21 protein-coding genes and 1 riboswitch are annotated in these 21,318 nt (G+C 71.4%); of the genes, 15 read left to right on the top strand and 6 right to left on the bottom strand.

Annotated features, from left to right (window positions below):
- Positions 1 to 11 precede the first annotated feature (11 nt).
- On the bottom strand, positions 12 to 314 hold the full coding sequence (locus tag EF903_RS11780) for a hypothetical protein (RefSeq protein WP_125543155.1): 303 nt from the start codon (positions 312 to 314) through the stop codon (positions 12 to 14).
- Positions 315 to 391: 77 nt separating this feature from the next.
- The gene (locus tag EF903_RS11775; RefSeq protein ID WP_125543154.1) at positions 392 to 613 is read right to left on the bottom strand and encodes a hypothetical protein; all 222 of its coding nucleotides are present in this window, start codon (positions 611 to 613) and stop codon (positions 392 to 394) included.
- Positions 614 to 745: 132 nt separating this feature from the next.
- Between EF903_RS11775 and EF903_RS11770 the strand changes: the two genes are divergently transcribed.
- Entirely contained in the window at positions 746 to 1,723 is a 978-nt protein-coding gene (locus tag EF903_RS11770; RefSeq protein WP_125543153.1) for a carbohydrate kinase family protein, read from the top strand.
- Positions 1,724 to 1,766: 43 nt separating this feature from the next.
- Here the strand turns inward: EF903_RS11770 and EF903_RS11765 are convergent, their stop codons facing one another.
- On the bottom strand, positions 1,767 to 3,146 hold the full coding sequence (locus EF903_RS11765; protein ID WP_125543152.1) for a cysteine desulfurase/sulfurtransferase TusA family protein: 1,380 nt from the start codon (positions 3,144 to 3,146) through the stop codon (positions 1,767 to 1,769).
- Positions 3,147 to 3,496: 350 nt separating this feature from the next.
- On the opposite strand from EF903_RS11765, the gene coxB reads away from it, so the two are divergent.
- The 4 genes from coxB (at position 3,497) to EF903_RS11745 (ending at position 7,949) form a co-directional block, all read left to right on the top strand.
- Complete coding sequence (coxB, locus tag EF903_RS11760) at positions 3,497 to 4,468, top strand: cytochrome c oxidase subunit II (RefSeq protein WP_125543151.1); 972 nt, start codon at positions 3,497 to 3,499, stop codon at positions 4,466 to 4,468.
- Complete coding sequence (gene ctaD / locus EF903_RS11755; protein ID WP_125543150.1) at positions 4,465 to 6,189, top strand: cytochrome c oxidase subunit I; 1,725 nt, start codon at positions 4,465 to 4,467, stop codon at positions 6,187 to 6,189. Before coxB ends, ctaD begins: the two co-directional genes overlap by 4 nt.
- Positions 6,186 to 6,584, top strand: coding sequence for a cytochrome c oxidase subunit 4 (locus EF903_RS11750; protein WP_125543149.1), 399 nt, complete (start codon positions 6,186 to 6,188; stop codon positions 6,582 to 6,584). Before ctaD ends, EF903_RS11750 begins: the two co-directional genes overlap by 4 nt.
- A 117-nt stretch (positions 6,585 to 6,701) precedes the next feature.
- Entirely contained in the window at positions 6,702 to 7,949 is a 1,248-nt protein-coding gene (locus EF903_RS11745) for an Ig-like domain-containing protein (protein WP_125543148.1), read from the top strand.
- Positions 7,950 to 8,031: 82 nt separating this feature from the next.
- Here EF903_RS11745 and EF903_RS11740 read toward each other — a convergent pair whose 3' ends face one another.
- Positions 8,032 to 8,433 (bottom strand): hypothetical protein, encoded by a 402-nt coding sequence (locus EF903_RS11740; protein WP_114057254.1) that lies wholly within the window; start codon positions 8,431 to 8,433, stop codon positions 8,032 to 8,034.
- 188 nt (positions 8,434 to 8,621) lie between these two features.
- On the opposite strand from EF903_RS11740, the gene EF903_RS11735 reads away from it, so the two are divergent.
- From EF903_RS11735 to EF903_RS11710, 6 genes are all read left to right on the top strand, one after another.
- On the top strand, positions 8,622 to 9,242 hold the full coding sequence (locus tag EF903_RS11735) for a heme-copper oxidase subunit III (protein WP_125543147.1): 621 nt from the start codon (positions 8,622 to 8,624) through the stop codon (positions 9,240 to 9,242).
- A gap of 74 nt (positions 9,243 to 9,316) precedes the next feature.
- The gene (locus EF903_RS11730; RefSeq protein ID WP_125543146.1) at positions 9,317 to 10,126 is read left to right on the top strand and encodes a c-type cytochrome; all 810 of its coding nucleotides are present in this window, start codon (positions 9,317 to 9,319) and stop codon (positions 10,124 to 10,126) included.
- Positions 10,123 to 11,181, top strand: a complete 1,059-nt coding sequence (locus EF903_RS11725; protein ID WP_125543145.1) for a ubiquinol-cytochrome c reductase iron-sulfur subunit — start codon at positions 10,123 to 10,125, stop codon at positions 11,179 to 11,181. Before EF903_RS11730 ends, EF903_RS11725 begins: the two co-directional genes overlap by 4 nt.
- Positions 11,178 to 12,800, top strand: coding sequence for a cytochrome bc complex cytochrome b subunit (locus EF903_RS11720; protein ID WP_125543144.1), 1,623 nt, complete (start codon positions 11,178 to 11,180; stop codon positions 12,798 to 12,800). Before EF903_RS11725 ends, EF903_RS11720 begins: the two co-directional genes overlap by 4 nt.
- Before the next feature lie 142 nt (positions 12,801 to 12,942).
- Positions 12,943 to 14,007, top strand: coding sequence for an anthranilate phosphoribosyltransferase (gene trpD / locus EF903_RS11715; protein ID WP_125543143.1), 1,065 nt, complete (start codon positions 12,943 to 12,945; stop codon positions 14,005 to 14,007).
- Between the two features lie 100 nt (positions 14,008 to 14,107).
- Positions 14,108 to 14,224, top strand: a riboswitch (SAM riboswitch).
- A gap of 228 nt (positions 14,225 to 14,452) precedes the next feature.
- The gene (locus EF903_RS11710; protein WP_125543142.1) at positions 14,453 to 15,871 is read left to right on the top strand and encodes an aminotransferase class V-fold PLP-dependent enzyme; all 1,419 of its coding nucleotides are present in this window, start codon (positions 14,453 to 14,455) and stop codon (positions 15,869 to 15,871) included.
- A 64-nt stretch (positions 15,872 to 15,935) separates the two neighbouring features.
- Here EF903_RS11710 and EF903_RS11705 read toward each other — a convergent pair whose 3' ends face one another.
- Both EF903_RS11705 and EF903_RS11700 read right to left on the bottom strand, forming a co-directional pair.
- Entirely contained in the window at positions 15,936 to 16,217 is a 282-nt protein-coding gene (locus tag EF903_RS11705; RefSeq protein WP_114057247.1) for an Lrp/AsnC family transcriptional regulator, read from the bottom strand.
- Positions 16,214 to 16,936 (bottom strand): rhomboid family intramembrane serine protease, encoded by a 723-nt coding sequence (locus EF903_RS11700; RefSeq protein ID WP_125543141.1) that lies wholly within the window; start codon positions 16,934 to 16,936, stop codon positions 16,214 to 16,216. The genes EF903_RS11705 and EF903_RS11700 overlap by 4 nt, the downstream gene beginning before the upstream one ends.
- 127 nt (positions 16,937 to 17,063) lie before the next feature.
- On the opposite strand from EF903_RS11700, the gene EF903_RS11695 reads away from it, so the two are divergent.
- The 4 genes from EF903_RS11695 to EF903_RS11680 all read left to right on the top strand — a co-directional run bounded on the left by EF903_RS11695 (position 17,064) and on the right by EF903_RS11680 (position 21,276).
- Complete coding sequence (locus EF903_RS11695; RefSeq protein ID WP_114057246.1) at positions 17,064 to 17,303, top strand: hypothetical protein; 240 nt, start codon at positions 17,064 to 17,066, stop codon at positions 17,301 to 17,303.
- Between the two features lie 40 nt (positions 17,304 to 17,343).
- Entirely contained in the window at positions 17,344 to 18,708 is a 1,365-nt protein-coding gene (locus tag EF903_RS11690; protein ID WP_125543140.1) for an NYN domain-containing protein, read from the top strand.
- A gap of 264 nt (positions 18,709 to 18,972) precedes the next feature.
- On the top strand, positions 18,973 to 19,998 hold the full coding sequence (locus EF903_RS11685; protein WP_125543139.1) for a C40 family peptidase: 1,026 nt from the start codon (positions 18,973 to 18,975) through the stop codon (positions 19,996 to 19,998).
- A gap of 225 nt (positions 19,999 to 20,223) precedes the next feature.
- Positions 20,224 to 21,276, top strand: coding sequence for a C40 family peptidase (locus tag EF903_RS11680; protein ID WP_125543138.1), 1,053 nt, complete (start codon positions 20,224 to 20,226; stop codon positions 21,274 to 21,276).
- Positions 21,277 to 21,318 lie beyond the last annotated feature (42 nt).

The following is a 21,318-nucleotide window of genomic DNA, read 5'->3' as shown; positions in this document are numbered from 1 at the left end:
GGGCGGCGGGGTCACCTACCGGGCTGCCGGGAAGCTGCCGCCGGCGCCTCCGGCAGCTTCCCGGCAGCCCGGTAGGTGACCCCGCCGCCCTGCGGGTCCGGCTCGCCCGGGGCGATGCCCGGCCCGGACGGGCTCGGCGCCACCCGCGGCGCCGACGCCGCGGATCCGCCGCCCTCGCGGCCGCCGCCCTGCGCGGCCGACGCCCAGTACGCCGTCCCGCCGCCGGCGAGCAGCACGGCCGCGGCGATGGAGCCGATGGCCCAGGCCGGCCGCCGCCGTGTGCCGCGTGATGTCTCGGGTTGTTCGCTCGTCACCGTTTGCTCCTTCGCCCGTATCGCCGTGGCTGATGCGGGTGGGACGGAACAGACGCGAAACCGGTTCCGTCGAACCCCTACTCGCCGTCGCCGTACTGCGCCGTGGAGGCGATCAGGCGGGCCGAGGCCGGCGGGACGTCCACCCCGTGGATCTGGGACGGCGCCACCCTGTCCGGCCGGGGGTCCGCCGGGACCGCCCAGTGCGGGGCCATCCTGGCGCAGTCGCCGAGCAGTCGCGCGAAACCGGGCCGCGTGTCGACCGCGTACTCTCCGTAGCCGAATCCATCGGTGTAGGTCATGGGGGCACCGTAGGCTCGCACCGCCGCGCGGAGAAAGGCCTACTACGGGGTAGTTTCGTGGGGTCGGCGGCCGGTCCGCGACGGGGTAGCGTTGACTGTCAACGCTCGCCTTACCGCAGGAGCATCCACGCCGTGCGCATCGCAGTCACCGGCTCCATCGCCACCGACCACCTCATGACCTTTCCCGGCCGCTTCGCCGACCAGCTGGTCGCGGACCAGCTGCACACGGTCTCCCTCTCCTTCCTCGTCGACAACCTCGACGTCCGGCGGGGCGGTGTCGGCCCGAACATCTGCTTCGGCATGGGCCAGCTGGGCCTGCGCCCCGTCCTCGTCGGCGCGGCCGGCTCCGACTTCGACGAGTACCGCGCCTGGCTGGACCGGCACGGCGTCGACACCTCCTCGGTGCGCATCTCCGAGGTGCTGCACACCGCGCGCTTCGTCTGCACCACCGACGCCGACCACAACCAGATCGGCTCCTTCTACACGGGCGCGATGAGCGAGGCCCGCCTGATCGAGCTCAAGGCCGTCGCCGACCGCGTGGGCGGCCTCGACCTGGTCCTCATCGGCGCCGACGACCCCGAGGCGATGCTGCGCCACACCGAGGAGTGCCGCAGCCGCGGGATCCCCTTCGCCGCGGACTTCTCCCAGCAGATCGCCCGCATGGACGGCGAGAACATCCGCACCCTGATGGAGGGCGCGACGTACCTCTTCTCGAACGAGTACGAGAAGGGCCTCATCGAGTCGAAGTCCGGCTGGAGCGACGAGGAGATCCTCGGCAAGGTCGGCACCCGCGTCACCACGCTCGGCTCCCGCGGCGTCCGCATCGAGCGGGCCGGCGAGGAGACCATCACCGTCGGCTGCCCGGAGGAGACCGCGAAGGTCGACCCGACCGGCGTCGGCGACGCCTTCCGCGCCGGCTTCCTGGCCGGCCTCGGCTGGGGCGTCGGCCTGGAGCGCGCCGCGCAGGTCGGCTGCATGCTCGCCACCCTCGTGATCGAGACGCTCGGCACCCAGGAGTACACCCTGGCGCGCGCCCACTTCATGGAGCGCTTCACCAAGGCCTACGGCGAGGACGCCGCGGCCGAGGTCCGCGCCCACCTGGCGGCCTGATCCGGGCACCGGCGCCGGCGCCCCCGCGGGCGCCGGCCGCCGTTCAGCTGCGACGGCGCACCGTGTACGCCGTCCCCCGCGGCCGCGGCTCCTCGCCCAGGTAGTCGTGGCCGCGCAGCGAGCACCACGCGGGGACGTCCAGCCGGGCCACCTCGTCGTCCGACACCACCGTGACGGTCCCGCCGACCGGGACCGTGCGGACGGCCCGGGCCAGCTCGATCACCGGCTGCGGGCAGCGCAGCCCCAGCGCGTCGACCTCCACGGAGTCGGCGACCGGCTCCACGGGCTCCCCCTCCGGCGACCCGAGGGCGGCCCGGACCCGCGCCACCGCGCCGGGCAGCACCTCCAGGAAGCCGTTGACGTCCTCCGCCGCCGTCCCCGGCGGCAGGGAGACCCGCACGTTCCCCTCCGACAGCACCCCCATCGCCCGCAGCACGTGACTCGGCGTCAGGGTGGAGCTGGTGCAGGACGAGCCGGAGGAGACCGAATAGCCCGCCTTGTCCAGCTCGTGGAGCAGGGTCTCCCCGTCGACGTACAGGCAGGAGAACGTCACCAGGTGCGGCAGCCGCCGGTCCGGGTGGCCGACCACCTCGACGTCCGGCACGAGCCGGGCCACGCGCCGCCGGATCCGGTCCACCAGGACCCGCAGCCGGGCCGCCTCCGCCTCCGCCTCGGCGCGCACCGCCCGCAGGGAGGCCGCGGCCGCGACGGCGGCCGGGAGGTTCACGAAGCCGGGGGAGCGGCCCGACTCCCGCTCGTCCGCCGGGTGCTGCGGCGAGAACCGGACACCTTTGCGGACGGCCAGCAGTCCGACGCCGGGCGGGCCGCCCCACTTGTGGGCGCTCGCCGCGAGCACCGACCAGGCGCCCTCCACCGGCCCCCAGCCGAGCGACTGGGCTGCGTCCACCAGCAGCGGGACGCCGGCCTCCGCGCAGACGTCCGCGACCTCGGCGACCGGCTGCACCGTGCCCACCTCGTGGTTGGCGGACTGCAGGCAGGCCAGCGCGGTCGACGCGGTCAGCGCGTCCGCGTACCCCTCGGCGGTGACGGCGCCCGTGCGGTCGACCGGCACCTGGGCCACCGAGCCGCCCGCGGCCGCGTGCACGTCGGCCGCGTGGAGCACCGAACTGTGTTCGACCGCGGACACCACCAGGTGCCGGCCGGTGCGCCGGCGCCCGGCGAGTGCGCCCGCGATGCCGGAGTGGACCGCCTGTGTCCCCGAAGGAGTGAACACGAGCTCGTCGGCGCGGCAGCCGACGGCCTCCGCCGCCGCCTCGCGCGCCGCGTCCAGCAGGAGCGCAGCACGCCGGCCCTCCCGGTACAGCCGGGCGGGGTCCGCCCAGCCCTCGTCGAGGGCGGCCGCCAGCGCCTGCCGGGCCACGGGGTGCAGCGGTGCGGTGGACGCGGTGTCGAAGTACGGCATCCCGTCACCGTAAGGCAGCGGTCCGCGGGCACCGCGCCGACCCGGTGCGCGGCGCCGTCCGGCCCGCCCGCTGCCCGCCGCCGCCGGACCGCGGGGCCGGAGCGCAGGGCCCGTCAGAAGCCGCCCCCACACGGCCGTTCAGCCGGTGTCCGCCCGTCCCCCGTACGGCGGATCCATCCCTTCGGGGGCAGTAGCGGCGCGTTGGGCACCCTCCCCGCGCGACCCCAAATAGCGTCCAGTAGGGTTTGGTCCGCATAAACATCCAAACCCCTGCCTGCGTCAGGGCCGGCGACCGACCCGAACACGGCCGCGGCCGGCCGCGCGGGCCGAGACTCTCGGGAAGGCGCTACGTGAGTCCCTACGGCTCCGACCGCTCGCCGCGGCGCCCGATGCGGCGGAAGCTGCTGCAGGCGCTGACTGCGGGCGTGGTCCTGGCGACCGCCACTGGTTGCTCGTACACATGGAAAGACTTCCCCCGCCTCGGGATGCCCTACCCGGTCACGGAGGAGGCGCCTCGCATCCTGTCCCTGTGGCAGGGGTCCTGGGCGGCCGCTCTGGTCACCGGCATCCTGGTCTGGGGCCTGATCCTGTGGAGCGTCATCTTCCACCGGCGCAGCCGGACGAAGGTGGAGGTCCCCCCGCAGACCCGGTACAACATGCCCATCGAGGCGCTGTACACCGTGGTCCCGCTCATCATCGTCTCGGTGCTGTTCTACTTCACCGCGCGTGACGAGTCCAAGCTCCTCGCCCTCTCGAAGCCGGCGCACACCATCAACGTGGTCGGCTTCCAGTGGAGCTGGGGCTTCAACTACATCGAGAACGTCGACGGCGACGCGGCCACCCCGAAGGCCGGCGCGGTTCCCAAGGAACTCGCCAGCATCCCGGACCGCTACACCAAGGCCTTCCCGGCGGGCGCCGAAGGCGTCTACGAAAAGGGCATCCCGGGCGACCGGAACCCGGAGACCGGCAACCCCGGCCCGACCCTCTACCTGCCCAAGGGCGAGAAGGTCCGCTTCATCCTGTCGTCGAACGACGTCATCCACTCCTTCTGGGTGGTGCCGTTCCTCTTCAAGCAGGACGTCATCCCGGGCCACACCAACGTCTTCGAGGTCACGCCCACCCAGGAGGGCGTCTTCATGGGCAAGTGCGCCGAGCTGTGCGGCGTCGACCACTCCCGGATGCTCTTCAACGTCAAGGTCGTCTCGCCCGAGGAGTACCGGGCGCACCTGAAGGAACTGGCCGAGAAGGGGCAGACCGGCTTCCTGCCGGCCGGCATCAAGCAGACTGACCCGGCCCGGAACGCGGAGACGAACACACTGTGAGCATCCTCAACGAATCCCAGGGTGCCGCCGCAGACTCGTACGAGAACGAGCTGCCGGTGCGGCGCAAGCGACCTGGCAGCGTGGTGGTCAAATGGCTGACCACGACCGACCACAAGACCATCGGTACGCTGTACCTGGTCACGTCGTTCGTGTTCTTCCTGATCGGCGGCGTGCTCGCGCTCTTCATGCGCGCCGAGCTGGCCCGTCCGGGCACGCAGATCATGTCGAACGAGCAGTTCAACCAGGCGTTCACCATGCATGGCACGATCATGCTGCTGATGTTCGCCACGCCGCTGTTCGCCGGCTTCGCGAACTGGATCATGCCGCTGCAGATCGGCGCGCCCGACGTGGCGTTCCCGCGGCTGAACATGTTCGCGTACTGGCTGTACCTCTTCGGCTCGACCATCGCGGTGGCCGGCTTCCTCACCCCGCAGGGCGCCGCCGACTTCGGCTGGTTCGCCTACTCCCCGCTGTCCGACGCGGTCCGCTCGCCGGGCATCGGCGCCGACATGTGGATCATGGGTCTGGCCTTCTCCGGCTTCGGCACCATCCTCGGCTCGGTCAACTTCATCACCACGATCATCTGCATGCGCGCTCCGGGCATGACGATGTTCCGCATGCCGATCTTCACCTGGAACGTGCTGCTGACCGGTGTCCTGGTCCTGCTCGCCTTCCCGGTCCTCGCGGCGGCCCTGTTCGCGCTGGAGTCCGACCGCAAGTTCGGCAGCCACGTCTTCGACGCGGCCAACGGCGGCGCACTGCTGTGGCAGCACCTCTTCTGGTTCTTCGGACACCCAGAGGTGTACATCATCGCCCTGCCGTTCTTCGGCATCATCTCCGAGGTCATCCCGGTCTTCTCGCGGAAGCCGATGTTCGGCTACATCGGCCTCATCGCCGCGACGATCGCCATCGCCGGCCTCTCCGTGACCGTGTGGGCCCACCACATGTACGTCACCGGCGGTGTACTGCTGCCGTTCTTCTCCTTCATGACCTTCCTGATCGCGGTACCGACCGGTGTGAAGTTCTTCAACTGGATCGGCACCATGTGGAAGGGCTCGCTGTCCTTCGAGACCCCGATGCTCTGGGCCGTCGGCTTCCTGATCACCTTCACCTTCGGTGGTCTGACCGGCGTCATCCTGGCCTCGCCCCCGCTGGACTTCCACGTCTCCGACTCGTACTTCGTCGTCGCGCACTTCCACTACGTCATCTTCGGCACCGTGGTCTTCGCGATGTTCTCCGGCTTCCACTTCTGGTGGCCGAAGTTCACGGGCAAGATGCTGGACGAGCGCCTCGGCAAGATCACCTTCTGGACGCTCTTCGTGGGCTTCCACGGCACCTTCCTGGTGCAGCACTGGCTGGGTGCCGAGGGCATGCCGCGCCGCTACGCGGACTACCTCGCCGCCGACGGCTTCACCGCGCTGAACACCATCTCGACCGTCAGCTCGTTCCTGCTCGGCCTGTCGATGCTGCCGTTCATGTACAACGTCTGGAAGACGGCCAAGTACGGCAAGAAGATCGAGGTCGACGACCCGTGGGGCTACGGCCGTTCGCTCGAGTGGGCGACGTCCTGCCCGCCGCCGCGGCACAACTTCGTCACCCTGCCGCGCATCCGCAGTGAGTCGCCGGCCTTCGACCTCCACCACCCGGAGATCGCGGCCCTCGACCACCTCGAGGACCACGGCGCCAAGGCCGTCACCGGTGGCAAGGAGGCCGGCAAGTGAAGATCCAGGGCAAGATGTTCCTCTGGCTCTCCGCCTTCATTCTGATCATGGCCGTCGTGTACGGCGTGTGGTCGAAGGAGCCCGTGGGGACCACCGCGCTCTTCCTGGCCTTCGGCCTGAGCGTGATGATCGGCTACTACCTGGCCTTCACGGCCAAGCGCGTCGACGAGATGGCCCAGGACAACCTGGAGGCCGAGGTCGCCGACGAGGCGGGCGAGCTGGGGTTCTTCTCCCCGCACAGCTGGCAGCCGCTCTCGCTGGCGATCGGCGGTTCGCTCGCCTTCATGGGCGTCATCTTCGGCTGGTGGCTCATGTACTTCTCGGCCCCGATCATCCTGATCGGCCTGTGGGGCTGGGTGTACGAGTACTACCGGGGTGAGAACCAGAACCAGTAGCCGTCCTCGGCTCGGTCGAACGCCTGGGGCCCGGACTCCTCGAACAGAGGAGTCCGGGCCCCTCGTTTGCAGTCATCCCGCGCGCCGGGATTGTCGTATTTCCCTAGCGTTGGCCCCATGAACCACTCACCGCGTCTCTGGGCGGTCATCAGCTGCTCCCTGCTGGTCGCGTCCCTCGGTGCCGGCGCCACCGCATGCGGGTCGCACGAGAACCCGCTGTCAGCCCGCCCGCACGACGCGGGCGAGCAGATCGCCTTCAACCAGGTCCAGGGCGGCCGCCCCGTCGACCACAACCGCCCCCTGGAGGTCACCGCCAAGGGGACGGGCGGAAGCCGCATCACCGACGTCACCGCCGTGGACGTGCACGGCCGCCACCTCGCCGGCGAACTCACCGCCAAGGGCGACCGCTGGCAGAGCACCGGCCCCCTCGCCGCCGGCGTGCGCTACACCGTCACCGTCAGCACCGAGGACGAGCGGGGTGCCCCCGGACAGCGCACGCTGACGTTCGACACCACCCCGGCCAAGAAGCTCCTGAGCGTCGAATTCGGTCCGGAAAAGGGCAAGTACGGCGTCGGGCAGCCCCTCACCGCCGACCTCAGCGAGCCCGTCAAGGACAAGGCGGCCCGCGCCGTCGTCGAACGGGGCCTCGTCGTCGACACCCCTCCCGGGGTCGAGGGCGCCTGGCACTGGGTCGACGACAAGCGGCTGCATTTCAGGCCCAAGGAGTACTGGCCCGCCCACAGCACCGTCTCCGTACGGAGCAACCTGGAGGGCGTCAGGATCGACGGCGAGCTCCACGGAGCCGCCAGCACCCCGCTGACGCTGGAGATCGGGGACCGCGTCGAGGTCATCACCGACGCCGCCTCGCACTACCTCACGTTCAAGCGCAACGGAGAAGTGATCAACACCATTCCGGTCACCACCGGCAAGCCCGGCTTCTCCACCCGCAACGGCGTCAAGGTCGTGCTCGGCAAGCAGTACTACGTCCGTATGCGCGGGGACACCGTCGGCATCGGCGGCAGCGAGAACTACGACCTGCCCGTCTACTACGCCACACGCGTCACCTGGAGCGGTGAATACGTGCACGCCGCCCCGTGGTCCGTCGGGTCCCACGGCTACGCGAACGTCAGCCACGGCTGCACCGGCATGAGCACCGGGAACGCCGCCTGGTTCTACGAGAACATCACCGAGGGCGACATCGTCCAGGTCGTCAACAGCATCGGCGAGGACATGGACACCTTCGGGAACGGCTTCGGCGACTGGAACATGGACTGGAAGGACTGGCGCGAGGGCAGCGCCCTCCTCGCGGGCACCCGCGACGGCCGCACCGCGGCCGACCAGGCCCGCCTGCGCCCGCAGGTCTGACCCGGCGGCCCGCCGGCCCCCGGGGCCCGCGACCCGGTGCGCAGGGCCCCGCCGGGGGCCCCGCGCACCGCCGGGACGCCTGCTACGCGTCCAGCGACAGCCGGGCGCGCAGCAGGCGCGCCAGTGCGTCCGCGAACTCCACCGGATCGACCGGAAGGGTCACCGCCGCGTCCGCGCGGCTCCAGGTGGCCAGCCAGGCGTCCTGCGGACGGCCCATCAGCAGCAGCACGGGCGGGCAGCGGAACACCTCGTCCTTGATCTGCCGGCACACCCCCATTCCGCCCGCCGGGACGGCCTCGCCGTCCAGCACGCAGGCGTCGATCCCGCCCGCGTCCAGCTCGCCCAGGACCGCGGGCAGCGTCGCGCACTCCACGAACTCCACCGGCGGCAGGTCCGCGGCCGGCCTGCGCCCGGAGGCCAGGAGCACCTGCTGCCGGGTGTTCGCATCGTCGCTGTAGACCAGAACCCGTGCAGTCGACCGCATTTCGTTCCTCCACGGTTGCCGTGAATCACGTTGATGTTGCGCGGGATGCTACTCCTCGCAACCCCCCGCCCACACCGCTTCCGGTATGCCCGGCGACCGCCGCCCGATGGGCCGTTCGGGCCTTGCACACGGCCCTGACACTCCGAACGGCACCCCCCGGGGTGAGGGCGGGATAAGCGACCGACATAATGTCGGTCGTGGCGACAGCAACGACAGTAGATACCGGGCACGCGCACCCGACGGTCAACAGGCCGAACCTCGTCAGCGTCGGAACCATCATCTGGTTGAGTTCCGAGCTGATGTTCTTCGCGGCCCTCTTCGCGATGTACTTCACCCTGCGATCGGTGACGGGCGCCGAGTACTGGTCAGAACAGGCTTCGGCCCTGAATCTGCCCTTCTCGGCGACGAACACCACGATCCTGGTGCTCTCCTCCCTCACCTGCCAGCTCGGCGTCTTCGCCGCCGAGCGCGGTGACGTGAAGAAGCTCCGGACGTGGTTCATCGTCACGTTCGTGATGGGTGCGATCTTCATTGGCGGCCAGGTGTTCGAGTACACCGAGCTGGTCAAGCACGAGGGCATGAGCCTCTCGTCCGGTCCGTACGGCTCGGTGTTCTACCTGACCACCGGCTTCCACGGTCTGCACGTGACGGGCGGTCTCATCGCCTTCCTGCTGGTCCTCGGCCGGACGTACGCGGCCAAGAGGTTCACCCACGAACAGGCCACCTCGGCCATCGTCGTGTCCTACTACTGGCACTTCGTCGATGTCGTCTGGATCGGCCTCTTCGCCACGATCTACCTGATCAAGTAGCGAACACGTGGCCGGGCCCGCCCGGCATCCATCCAGAAACACCGACGCAGAAGATCCTGACACCGGGGTAATCCGTGAAAAAGCTCTCCGCACGACGACGCCATCCGCTGGCGGCGGTCGTCGTTCTACTCCTCGCGCTGGCGGCCACTGGGGGGCTGTACGCCGCCTTCGCCCCTGCGGGCAAGGCGCAGGCCGAAGAAACCGCCCAGTCCCTCGCCATCGAGGAGGGCAAGAAGCTCTACGCCGTGGGTTGCGCAAGCTGCCACGGAACCGGTGGCGAGGGAACCACTGACGGCCCCAGCCTGGTCGGCGTCGGCTCCGCGGCCGTCGACTTCCAGGTGAGCACCGGCCGCATGCCCGCCCAGCAGCCCGGCGCCCAGGTGCCGAAGAAGCCGGTCATCTACAGCCAGGCGCAGATCGACCAGCTGGCCGCGTACATCGCGTCCCTCGGCGCCGGCCCGATCACGCCGACCAAGAAGCAGTACGACCCGGCGGGTGCCGACATCGCCAACGGTGGCGAGCTGTTCCGCAACAACTGCGCGCAGTGCCACAACTTCACCGGCGAGGGCGGCGCGCTGACGAACGGCAAGTACGCCCCGAACCTCGAGGACGTCACGCCGAAGCACATCTACGAGGCCATGCTCACCGGCCCGCAGAACATGCCCTCCTTCCCGGACAGCGTCATGCCGGAGAAGGAGAAGAAGGACATCATCGCGTACCTCCAGAACGTGAACGGCGAGAAGTCGGTCAACCCCGGCGGTCTGAAGCTCGGCGGCCTCGGCCCCGTCTCGGAAGGCCTGTTCGGCTGGATCTTCGGTCTGGGTGCGCTGATCGCTGTCGCCGTCTGGGTCGCGGCCCACACCGCTAAGGCCAAGAAGTCATGAGTAGCCAAGAGATTCCCGAAGACAAGCACCTGCCGAGCGAGCAGGGCGACGCCCACCACGGCGGTGTGGCGGTCGCGGACGACCCGTTCGCCGACCCCGGCATGCCGGTCCACAAGCCGCGCATCCAGGACATCGACGACCGCGCCGCGAAGCGCTCCGAGCGCACCGTGGCGATGCTGTTCACGGTGTCGATGCTGGCCACGATCGCCTTCATCGCCGCGTACGTGATCATCCCGGTCGACAAGATCGTCTACATCTTCCCGCTCGGGAAGGTGAGCGCGCTCAACTTCGCGCTGGGCATGACCCTGGGCACCGCCCTCTTCTGCATCGGCGCGGGCGCGGTCCACTGGGCCCGCACGCTGATGTCCGACGTCGAGGTCGCCGACGACCGCCACCCGATCGCGGCCCCGGCCGACGTCAAGGCGAAGGTCATGTCGGACTTCGCCGCCGGTGCCGAGGAGTCGGCCATCGGCCGCCGTCCGCTGATCCGCAACACCCTGCTGGGCGCGCTGGCCATGGTGCCGCTGTCCGGCCTGGTCCTGCTGCGCGACCTGGGCCCGCTGCCCGAGGAGAAGCTCCGCAAGACCGTCTGGGCCAAGGGCAAGCTGCTCATCAACCAGAACACGGGTGAGCCGCTGCGTCCCGAGGACGTCCAGGTCGGCTCGCTGACCTTCGTCCAGCCCGAGGGGCTGGAAGAGGGCACCCACGAGTTCCAGACCGAGATCGCCAAGGCCGCCGTGATGATCGTCCGCATCCAGCCGGACGACATCAAGGACAAGCGCGAGCTCGAGTGGTCCCACGACGGCATCGTGGCCTACTCGAAGATCTGCACCCACGTCGGCTGCCCGATCAGCCTGTACGAGCAGCAGACGCACCACGTGCTCTGCCCGTGCCACCAGTCCACCTTCGACCTCTCCGACGGCGCGCGTGTCATCTTCGGCCCCGCCGGCCACGCGCTTCCGCAGCTGCGGATCGGCGTGAACGGCGAAGGCTTCCTCGAAGCGCTCGGCGACTTCGAGGAGCCCGTCGGTCCTGCATTCTGGGAGCGCGGATGAGTACCGCCACTGACAAGCGGAAGGCGCCCGCCGGCGAGCGCGTAGCCGACTGGGCGGACGGCCGCCTGGGCATCTACAGCCTCGCCAAGGCGAACATGCGCAAGATCTTCCCGGACCACTGGTCCTTCATGCTGGGTGAGATCTGCCTCTACAGCTTCATCATCATCATCCTCACGGGTGTGTACCTGACGCTGTTCTTCCACCCGAGCATGAACGAGGTGGAGTACCACGGCTCGTACGTCCCGATGCAGGGCGTCATGATGTCCGAGGCCTTCGCCTCGACCCTGGACATCAGCTTCGACGTCCGCGGCGGTCTGCTCATCCGGCAGATCCACCACTGGGCCGCGCTGATCTTCGTCGCCGCGATGATCGTGCACATGATGCGCGTCTTCTTCACGGGCGCGTTCCGCAAGCCGCGCGAGGTCAACTGGGTCTTCGGCTTCCTGCTGCTGGTCCTCGGCATGTTCACCGGCTTCACCGGCTACTCCCTGCCGGACGACCTGCTCTCCGGCACCGGCGTCCGCTTCATGGAGGGCGCGATCCTGTCCGTGCCGGTCGTCGGCACGTACATCTCGTTCTTCCTCTTCGGCGGCGAGTTCCCCGGCAGCGACTTCGTGGCGCGGTTCTACTCGATCCACATCCTGCTGCTGCCCGGCATCATGATGGGCCTGCTCGTGGCCCACCTGATCCTGGTCTTCTACCACAAGCACACCCAGTTCCCCGGCCCCGGCCGGACGAACAACAACGTCGTCGGCATGCCGCTGCTGCCGGTCTACATGGCCAAGGCCGGAGGCTTCTTCTTCCTGGTCTTCGGTGTCATCGCGGCCATCGCGGCGATCGCCACGATCAACCCGATCTGGAACCTCGGCCCGTACCGCCCGGACCACGTGTCCACCGGTGCGCAGCCCGACTGGTACATGGGCATGCCGGAAGGCCTGATCCGCGCCATGCCGGGCTGGGAGATCAACCTGTGGGGCCACACGCTCGTCCTGGGCGTGTTCATCCCGCTGATCCTCTTCCCGCTGGTCCTCGGTGCGATCGCGGTGTGGCCGTTCATCGAGTCCTGGGTCACCGGTGACAAGCGCGAGCACCACCTGCTCGACCGCCCGCGCAACGCCCCGACCCGCACGGCCTTCGGCGTCGCGTGGATCTCGGAGTACATCGTCCTGCTCATCGGCGGTGGAAACGACATGTTCGCGCAGTACTTCCACCTGTCGATCAACGCGATCACGTGGTTCGTCCGGATCGGCTTCTTCGCCGTCCCGGTCCTGGCCTTCATCGTCACCAAGCGCATCTGCCTCGGCCTGCAGCGCCGTGACCACGACAAGGTGCTGCACGGTCGCGAGACCGGCGTCATCAAGCGCCTCCCGCACGGTGAGTTCGTCGAGGTCCACGAGCCGCTGTCGCAGGACAAGCTGCACACCCTCACCTCGCACCACCAGTACCAGCCCGCCGAGATCGGCCCGACGGTCGACGAGAACGGCGTGGAGCGCAAGGTCGGTGCCATGGAGAAGCTGCGCGTCAAGCTCAGCAAGGGCATGTACGGCGAGGGCAACCAGATTCCGAAGCCCACGGTGGAGGAGTACAAGGAGATCCAGAGCGGCCACGGCCACCACTGATCCCGAGCGGGGCTGATCCCCGATCGTCCCCGCGTCGCCACGGCGAGAGCCCCGTCCAGGGTCTGGACGGGGCTCTTTGCCGTCCGCGCGGCTGGATAGGCTGATCCCCTTCCCATCCACCGTGGACCACCAGGAGCGGACCATGAACGTTGTGACCCCGGCAGGCGGCGACAGCGTGGCGGCCCGCAGCTGGCCGGCCGTCCTCGACGCCCTGCTCTCCGGCCGCGACCTGCACTCCGACGACACGGCGTGGGCCATGGACCGGATCATGCGGGGCGAGGCCAGCGACGCCCAGATCGCCGGCTTCATGGTGGCCCTGCGGGCCAAGGGGGAGACCGTCGAGGAGATCAACGGCCTCGTGCGGACCATGTACGCGCACGCCAACCTGATCGAGGTGCCGGGCCGGACGGTGGACATCGTCGGCACCGGCGGCGACGGCGCGAAGACCGTCAACATCTCGACGATGTCGTCGGTCGTGGTGGCCGGCACCGGCGCGAAGGTGGTCAAGCACGGCAACCGGGCCGCGTCCTCCGCGAGCGGCGCCTCGGACGTCCTGGAGAAGCTCGGCGTCAACCTGGACCTGACCCCCGCCCGGGTGGTCGAGGTCGCCGAGGAGGCCGGGATCACCTTCTGCTTCGCGGTGAAGTTCCACCCGGCGCTGCGGCACGTCGCCGCCGCCCGGCGGGAGCTCGGGATCCGGACCACCTTCAACTTCCTCGGCCCGCTCACCAACCCGGCGCGGGTGCGGGCCCAGGCGACCGGCGTGGCCGACGCCAGGGTCGCGCCCATCGTGGCGGGCGTCCTCGCCGAGCGGGGCTCCTCGGCGCTGGTCTTCCGCGGTGACGACGGCCTGGACGAGCTGACGACGACGGCGACCTCCCGCGTGTGGTGGGTCCGCGACGGGCGGGTGCAGGAGCAGGGCTTCGACCCGCGCGACGTCGGCATCGACCTGGTCGACGTGGCGGAGCTGCGGGGCGCGGACGCCTCGTACAACGCCGACGTCGCCCGGCGGCTGCTGGCCGGCGAGAGCGGCCCCGTGCGCGACGCCGTGCTGCTGAACTCCGCGGCCGCGCTGGTCGCCCTGGAGCCGGGCACGGGGACCCTGGAGGAGCAGATCGGGGCGGGCATCGCGCGCGCGGCCGAGTCCATCGACTCCGGGGCCGCGCGGGCCGCGCTGGAGCGGTGGGTGGCCGCCACCAACGCCTGACGGCTCCCCGGCCCCTGCCGGGCGTGTTCCGGCCGGGCCCCGGTCCGCATGGCGGACCGGGGCCTTGTGCGTGCCGGATCTTGTGGCAGGATGCTCACCAGGTCACGAGTGACAGCGTCTTGGCCCCGGCCTGCTGTCCGGCAACCCTCCTTCCGTGGCGGGGTGCCCCGGGTGATGACCAGGCCGTGGGCAGCGAGGTCCGCGGCAAGCGCGGATCCCTCGACACCAGGGGTCCTGGTCTCTCGAGGAGCGTTTTCCGTGAGCAAGCGAATGCGATAGGGCGTACCGCCCCTTCTTCACCCCTCGGACCGGCTCCTTCCGCGTACCCGTGCGTGTGCGCCGCGGCCGGCCCCGAGGCCTTCCCCGTACCCCGGACGGCGCAGCGCCGTACCCGCGTACGGGTGGTTTCCGAAGCCATTCAGCCCTGCAGCCGGGAGATTCCGCCATGTCCGCAACCCTGCACACCGCAGCCATCACCACCGCCGCCGCCGCTGACGCCGCGGCCGACGCCGACGCCTGCGGCGCCGCCTGTGCCGGGCCGCTGCCCGTCCTCGGCCGGGACGTCACCGTCCCGCTCGTCACCGGCGGCGAGACCGTCTACGCCGCCCTCGACTACGCCGCCAGCGCCCCCGCCCTCCAGCGCGTCTGGGACGACGTCGCCGCGTACGCCCCCTACTACGGCAGCGTGCACCGCGGCGCCGGCTACCTCTCCCAGCTGTCCACCGACCTCTTCGAGCAGAGCCGGGCCGCCGTCGCCGCCTTCCTCGACTGCCGCCCCTCCGACCAGGTCGTCTTCACCCGCTCCACCACCGACTCCCTGAACCTCCTCGCCGCGGCCCTCCCCGCCGACTGCCGCGTCTTCGTCTTCGAGACCGAGCACCACGCGGCGCTGCTGCCCTGGAGGGACGGGCAGGTCACCCATCTCGACGCGCCCCGCACCCCCGCCGAGGCCGTCGCCACCCTGGAGCGGGCCCTCGCCGACCGCGACCCTTCCCCCGGCCCTGCCCTCGTCTGCGTCACCGGGGCCTCCAACGTCACCGGCGAGCTGTGGCCCGTCCGGGAGCTCGCGGCGGCAGCCCACGCCCACGGCGCCCGGATCGTCCTCGACGCCGCCCAGCTCGCCCCGCACCACCCGGTCTCCGTACGCGGCCTCGACGTCGACTGGGTCGCCTTCTCCGGGCACAAGCTGTACGCGCCGTTCGGCTCCGGCGTGCTGGCCGGCCGGGCCGACTGGCTGCAGCAGGCCCGCCCCTACCTGGCCGGCGGCGGGGCCTCCCGCACCGTGGCCCGCCGCGAGGACGGCGGCGTCGACGTCGCATGGCACACCGGGGCCGCCCGGCACGAGGCCGGCTCGCCCAACGTCATCGGCGCCTACGCGATCGCGTCCGCCTGCCGGGCCCTGACCGAGGCCGGCTTCGACACCCTCGTCGCCCGAGAGCGCCGGCTCGTCGCGCGGATCCGGGAGGGACTCGCCGCCCTGCCCGAGGTGCGGGTGCTGTCCCTCTTCGGGGACGACGCCCCGCGGGTCGGCGTCATCTCCTTCGTCGTGGAGGGCTGGAACAGCTCCCACTTCGCCGCCGCGCTGTCCGCCGAGTACGGCATCGGCGTCCGCGACGGCCTCTTCTGCGCCCACCCGCTGGTGCGCACCCTGCTGGGCGGCGCCCCCCAGGAGCCCGGCGCCTGCGACGCCCCCGAGGCGCGGCAGCCGGGGGAGCGGTCGCTGAACGCGATCCGCGTCAGCTTCGGCGCGGGCACCCCCGACGAGCACGTCGACCGCTTCCTGCGGGCCGTGCGGGAACTCGTCGCCGACGGGGCGAAGTGGCAGTACCGCACCGAGGACGGCCGCTGCGTCCCGGCGGTCTGACGGCGCCCGGCGGGCCGCCCCGGGCGGCGGGGCTCCGGGCGGCGGGGCTCCGGACGGCGGGGCCTCAGGCGTCCAGGCCGATGGCGAAGGCGGCTTCCAGGTCGTGCTGGGAGTAGGTGCGGAACGCCACGTGCGTGTCCGTCGCCTCGACACCGGGGATCTTGCTGATGCGGCCGGGGATGATGTCCGCGAGGTCGTCGTGGCGGGCCACGCGGACCAGCGCGATCAGGTCGTACGTCCCGGTGACGGAGTAGACCTCGCTGACGTTCTCCAGCGCCGCGATCGACTCGGCGATCTCGGGGATGCGGTCCACGCTGGTCTTGATGAGCACGATCGCGGTGATCACGGCTGGCTGTCTCCCTCGGTGGCCGTCGCTGATCGCCTCACTCTAGCCGCCCTGCCCCAGCGCACCCACGCGAGGAGGAAGCCCAGGGAGAAGCCCACCAGGTGCGCCAGGTACGCCACCCCCGGCCCGCTGCCCGCCCGGTGCGCGGCCACCCACTGCAGGGCGAACCAGAACAGCAGCACCAGCCACGCGGGCAGCCGCAGCGGCAGGAAGTACAGGAACGGGAACAGGGCGGTCACCCGGGCCCGCGGGAAGAGGAGCAGGAACGCCCCCAGGACCGCCGAGATGGCCCCCGAGGCGCCGACCAGCGTCTCCTGCGAGGAGGCGTTGGCGGCCGCGTACCCGGCGAGGGCCAGGTAGCCGGTGCCCACGTAGAAGCACAGGAACGCCGGTCGCCCCATCCGCTCCTCCGCCATCGCGCCGAAGACGCGCAGGAACAGCATGTTGCCGAGCAGGTGCAGCCAGCTGCCGTGCAGGAACAGCGCGGTCAGCGGAGTCAGCAGCGCCCGCGGCGAGCCCTGCGCGAGCTCGGCCGGGACGACGCCCCACCGCCGGAAGTGGGCGGTGCCCGCCTCCAGCAGCTGCCCGCCCGTGCCATAGGACGGATTGAGCCCGGAAGCCGGGCCCAGCAGGAACACGGCGCAGCAGCCCGCGATCAGCGCGTGCGTGGCCACCGGGCCCCCGGCCGCCGCCCGCACGGCCCGCCACTTTGCGATCATGCGGTCGAGCATGGCCCGACCGGCCCTCCCCGCCGCACCGGCAGGCCGTAGGGTTACGTGCTGCGGGCCGCCGATTCGCGCGGACGGCGGCTTTAATCGAAAGAGCTATGAAGGAGAGTGCGGCCTGATGACGGTTCCCCTGCCGACCGCGACCACCCGGTGGCGCTGCACGCTGTGCGGCAACCTGACGCGCTTCGACGTCACCCGTTCGTCGAAGGTCGTCGAGTACGTCCACCTGGACCTTGCCGGGGAGCCCAAGGTCGAGGAGCGCGAGGTGGTCAGTGAGACCATCGAGTCGGTCCGCTGCCGCTGGTGCAACGCGGTGGACCAGATCGAACTCGTGGACAGGCCGGGCGCGGACTCCTGAGGGAGCCGCGCCCCGCCGGGATGGACGGTAGGGGTGACGGATTGTGGAGCCAGCAAGCGGCGCTGAGCCGGCCGACGCGGCCGGCGACGCCGCCGAGGTGCTCGACCGCCCGCTGCCGGAGGGCGTGCGGCGACGGGTCGTCGCGCTCGTCTCGGACGCCTTCGGGGCGCTGACGGTCGCGGACCTCCCGGCGCAGCTGCGCCAGTACGCCCGGTTCACCCCGACCCGGCGGGCCAAGTTCGCGGGCAACGCCATGGCCGCGGCAGTGGAGAGCGACCCCGTCTTCCGGGGGCGCGTCGCGGAGAAGGTGCGCGAGGCGCAGGCCGAGCTGGCCGCGGCGCTGGACTCCGGGGCCCCGCCCGCCGCGGCCGACCCGCTCGACGTGGCCGCGGCGGCGTACGTCCTGCGGCCCGCCGGCTGGGTGAAGCTGGTCGCCGCCGCGGGGGAGGAGGCGCAGCGCGCCGACGCCGAGCGGGCGGACGAGGAGACCCGGCGCGAACTCGACCGGCTGCGCACGGAGCTGGCCCACGTACGGGAGGCCCAGCGGACCGGCGGCGAGCAGATGCGCGGCGAGCTGGAGGCGGCGCGGAAGGAAGCCGAATCGCTTCACCGCAAACTGCGCAGCGCCCTCAGCGACGTCAAGCGCGGGGAGGCCGCCCTGCGGAAGGCGGCCGCGGAGATCGACGCGGTCCGCGCCGAGGCCGCCGCCCAGGTGGCCGCCGCCGAGAGCGAGAACCGCCGGCTCAAGTCGCGGCTCGCCGAGGTGGAGGCGGCGCTGGAGACCTCCCGCCGCGCGACCCGCGAGGGGCGCAGCATCGAGGACATGCGCCTGCGGCTGCTGCTGGACACGGTGTTGGACGCCGCCCAGGGGCTGCGGCGGGAACTGGCGCTGCCGCCGGTCTCGACGCGGCCGGCCGACCTGGCGGACGCGGTCGAGCCGGGCCGGATGTCGCCGAAGGACATCGCGGCGCGGGCACTGTCGGAGACCGATCCGGCGCTGCTCGACCAGTTGCTGGCGCTGCCGCAGGCGCATCTGGTCGTGGACGGCTACAACGTGACCAAGACCGGCTATCCGACGATGCCCCTGGAGAAGCAGCGGCTGCGGCTCCTGGGCGGGCTGTCGATGCTGGCCGCGCAGACGGGCGCCGAGATGACCTGCGTCTTCGACGGGGCGGAGCTGGCCGCGCCGGTGCTGCTCGCGCCGCCGCGCGGAGTGCGGGTGCTGTTCTCCAAGCCCGGGGTGACGGCGGACGAGCTGATCCGGCAGCTGGTGCGGGCGGAGCCGCCCGGCCGACCGGTGGTGGTGGTCTCCACCGACCGCGAGGTGGCCGACGGGGTGGCGAAGGCGGGGGCGCGCCCCGTGGCGTCCGCTTTGCTGCTGAAGCGCCTTTCGCGCGTTTCGTAACTCCTCGCTGGAATGCCCGATTTGACGGTGCCGTCGCGGGACGGACCGTCAAGTCCCTGGCACTCAGCGTGGCCTGCGGTGAAGAACCTGTCCGCAGGAGCGGAATTTTTCCTTCAGGGGTTTGAAGTGATCACGGCGGGCTCACTAGGGTCTGCTCAAACCTTCGTGCGGTAGATCACTCATTCGGGGTGTCGGCGGAGGTTCCGCCGTGGTGCGCCGGCCAACCCGGCCCCGGCGGGCCCCAAGAAGAAGGAGCTCGGCTTCGTGGCGTCCCACCGTCGTCCCAAGCAGCCGAACCGCGCACGCGTCACCGTGCTGACCGCCACGGCCGCCGCAGCCGTCGCCCTCTCCGCGCACAGCGCGTCCGCCGCCCCCGCCCAGCCGAACAAGGACGAGGTCAAGGCCAAGGTCGACGCCCTCTACGAGGAAGCGGAACAGGCCACCGAGAAGTTCAACGGGGCCAAGGAACGCCAGGAGAAACTCGAAACGGAGATCGGGCGGATCCAGGACCAGGTCGCCCGCGGCCAGGAGGAGCTCAACCGGCTCCGCGCCACCCTCGGTTCGATGGCCAGCGCCCAGTACCGGGGCGGCAGCCTGGACCAGTCCGTCGCCCTGTTCCTCTCCGGCGACCCCGACACCTACCTCGACAAGGCCTCCACCCTCCAGCAGTTGACGGGCCGCCAGCTCGACGCCGTCCAGAAGATCCAGGCCAAGCAGCGCAGCCTCTCCCAGCAGCGCCAGGAAGCCGCGGGCAAGCTCGCCGACCTCGACGCCACCCGCAAGGAGCTCGGCGCGAAGAAGAAGGCCTCCCAGGACAAGCTCGCCGAGGCCCAGGCCCTCCTCAACACCCTCACCGCGCAGCAGCGCGCCCAGCTCAAGGACGAGGAGGCCCGCGCGAGCCGCGCCGACGGCGACCGCGCCGACCTCGGCAGCGCCAAGCCCTCCGGCCGCGCCGGAGCCGCCCTCGCCGCCGCCAAGACCAAACTGGGCAGCGCCTACGTCTCCGGAGCCACCGGTCCCAGCGCCTTCGACTGCTCCGGGCTGACGCAGTGGGCGTACAAGCAGGCCGGCGTCAGCATCACCCGCACCACCTGGACCCAGGCCAACGACGGCACCCGCATAGGCCGCAGCGCCCTCCAACCAGGCGACCTGGTGTTCTTCTACTCCGACCTGCACCACGTCGGCCTCTACGCCGGCAACGGCACGGTGCTGCACGCCTCCAACCCGCGCGGCGGCGTCAAGTACGAGTCCATCGACAACATGCCCTTCCAGTTCGGCGTCCGGATCTGACGAGCGCACCCCGCACCGCCCATCCGGGCGAATTGCGCGCCACCGCCCCGGACCCCGCGCCCCGCCCATGACCTGCGTCAGAGCGGGGCGCAGCCCTGTGCGGCCCCGCGCCGGACGTTGGCCGCCCCGCGGCCGCGCGGCTACTGTCTGCCCGCGCGGAGCCCGGAACACGGCCGCCCACCCGGGGCGGACCCGGTCCGCACTGCGGAAAGGGAGCGGTTGCACGTGGCGTCCCCTCGCCGGGCCGGGCTCGTCAGCCCCGACCGGAACACCAGGATCACCGCCTTCACCGCCGCAGCAGCCGCGGCCACGGCAGCCGCCGCCCTCACCGCGGCACCCGCCATCGCCGCCCCCGGCCACCCCCGGGAGCCCGCGGCGGGCGCCCGCGCCCAGGTCGACCGCCTCTTCCAGGAAGCCGAGCAGGCCACCGAGCGCTACAACCGGGCCGGCGAACGCGCCGACGCCCTCCGCGCCGACATCGGCCGCGCCCAGGACCAGCTCGCCCGCGGCCAGGACCGCATCAACACCATGCGCGGCGTCCTCGGCGCCTTCGCCGGAGCCCAGTACCGCTCCGGCGGCATCGACCCCGCCGTCGAACTCATGCTCTCCGAGGACCCCGTCGAATACCTCGACAGGGCCGCCACCCTGGAGCAGCTGACCGACCGCCAGACCCGCCAACTCGACGACCTGCGCAAGGAGCAGCGCAGACTGGTCCAGCAGCGCCGCGAAGCCTCCCTCAAACTCGCCGAACTCGACGCCGCCCGCGCCGACGTCGCCCGCCAGAAGCGCATCGTCACCGCCAAACTCGCCGCCGCCCGGCGCCTGCTGAACGAGATGCCCGCGCCCGAGCGCGCCGACTACGAGCGCAGCTCCCGCTCCGGCGGCCGCGCCGACACCGACGCCGACCTGCCCGCCTCCGACGTCCCCGTCTCCGGCCGCGCCGCGGCCGCCGTACGGGCCGCCCGCTCCGCGCTCGGCCGCCCGTACATCTGGGGCTCCACCGGCCCCACCGGGTTCGACTGCTCCGGACTGATGGTGTGGTCCTACCGCCAGGCCGGCGTCTCCCTCCCGCGCACCTCCCAGGCCCAGCGGCATGCCGGCCGCAAGGTCCCGCTCTCCCAGGCGCAGCCCGGCGACCTCGTCACCTACCGCTCCGACGCCAGCCACGTCGGCATGTACGTCGGCAACGGCCAGGTCATCCACGCCCCCTACCCCGGCGCCCGCGTCCGCTACGACCCCGTCGGGATGATGCCCGTCGCGTCCGTGACGCGGCCCTGACCCCCTGCGGGCCCGCCGCCCCCCGACGCCAGGGCCTAGGAT

The organism is Streptomyces sp. WAC05292, assembly GCF_003949955.1.
GTDB lineage: Bacteria > Actinomycetota > Actinomycetes > Streptomycetales > Streptomycetaceae > Streptomyces > Streptomyces globosus.
Note: the sequence above shows the minus strand (reverse complement) of the source record. Positions and strands in the feature narration are given on the sequence as shown.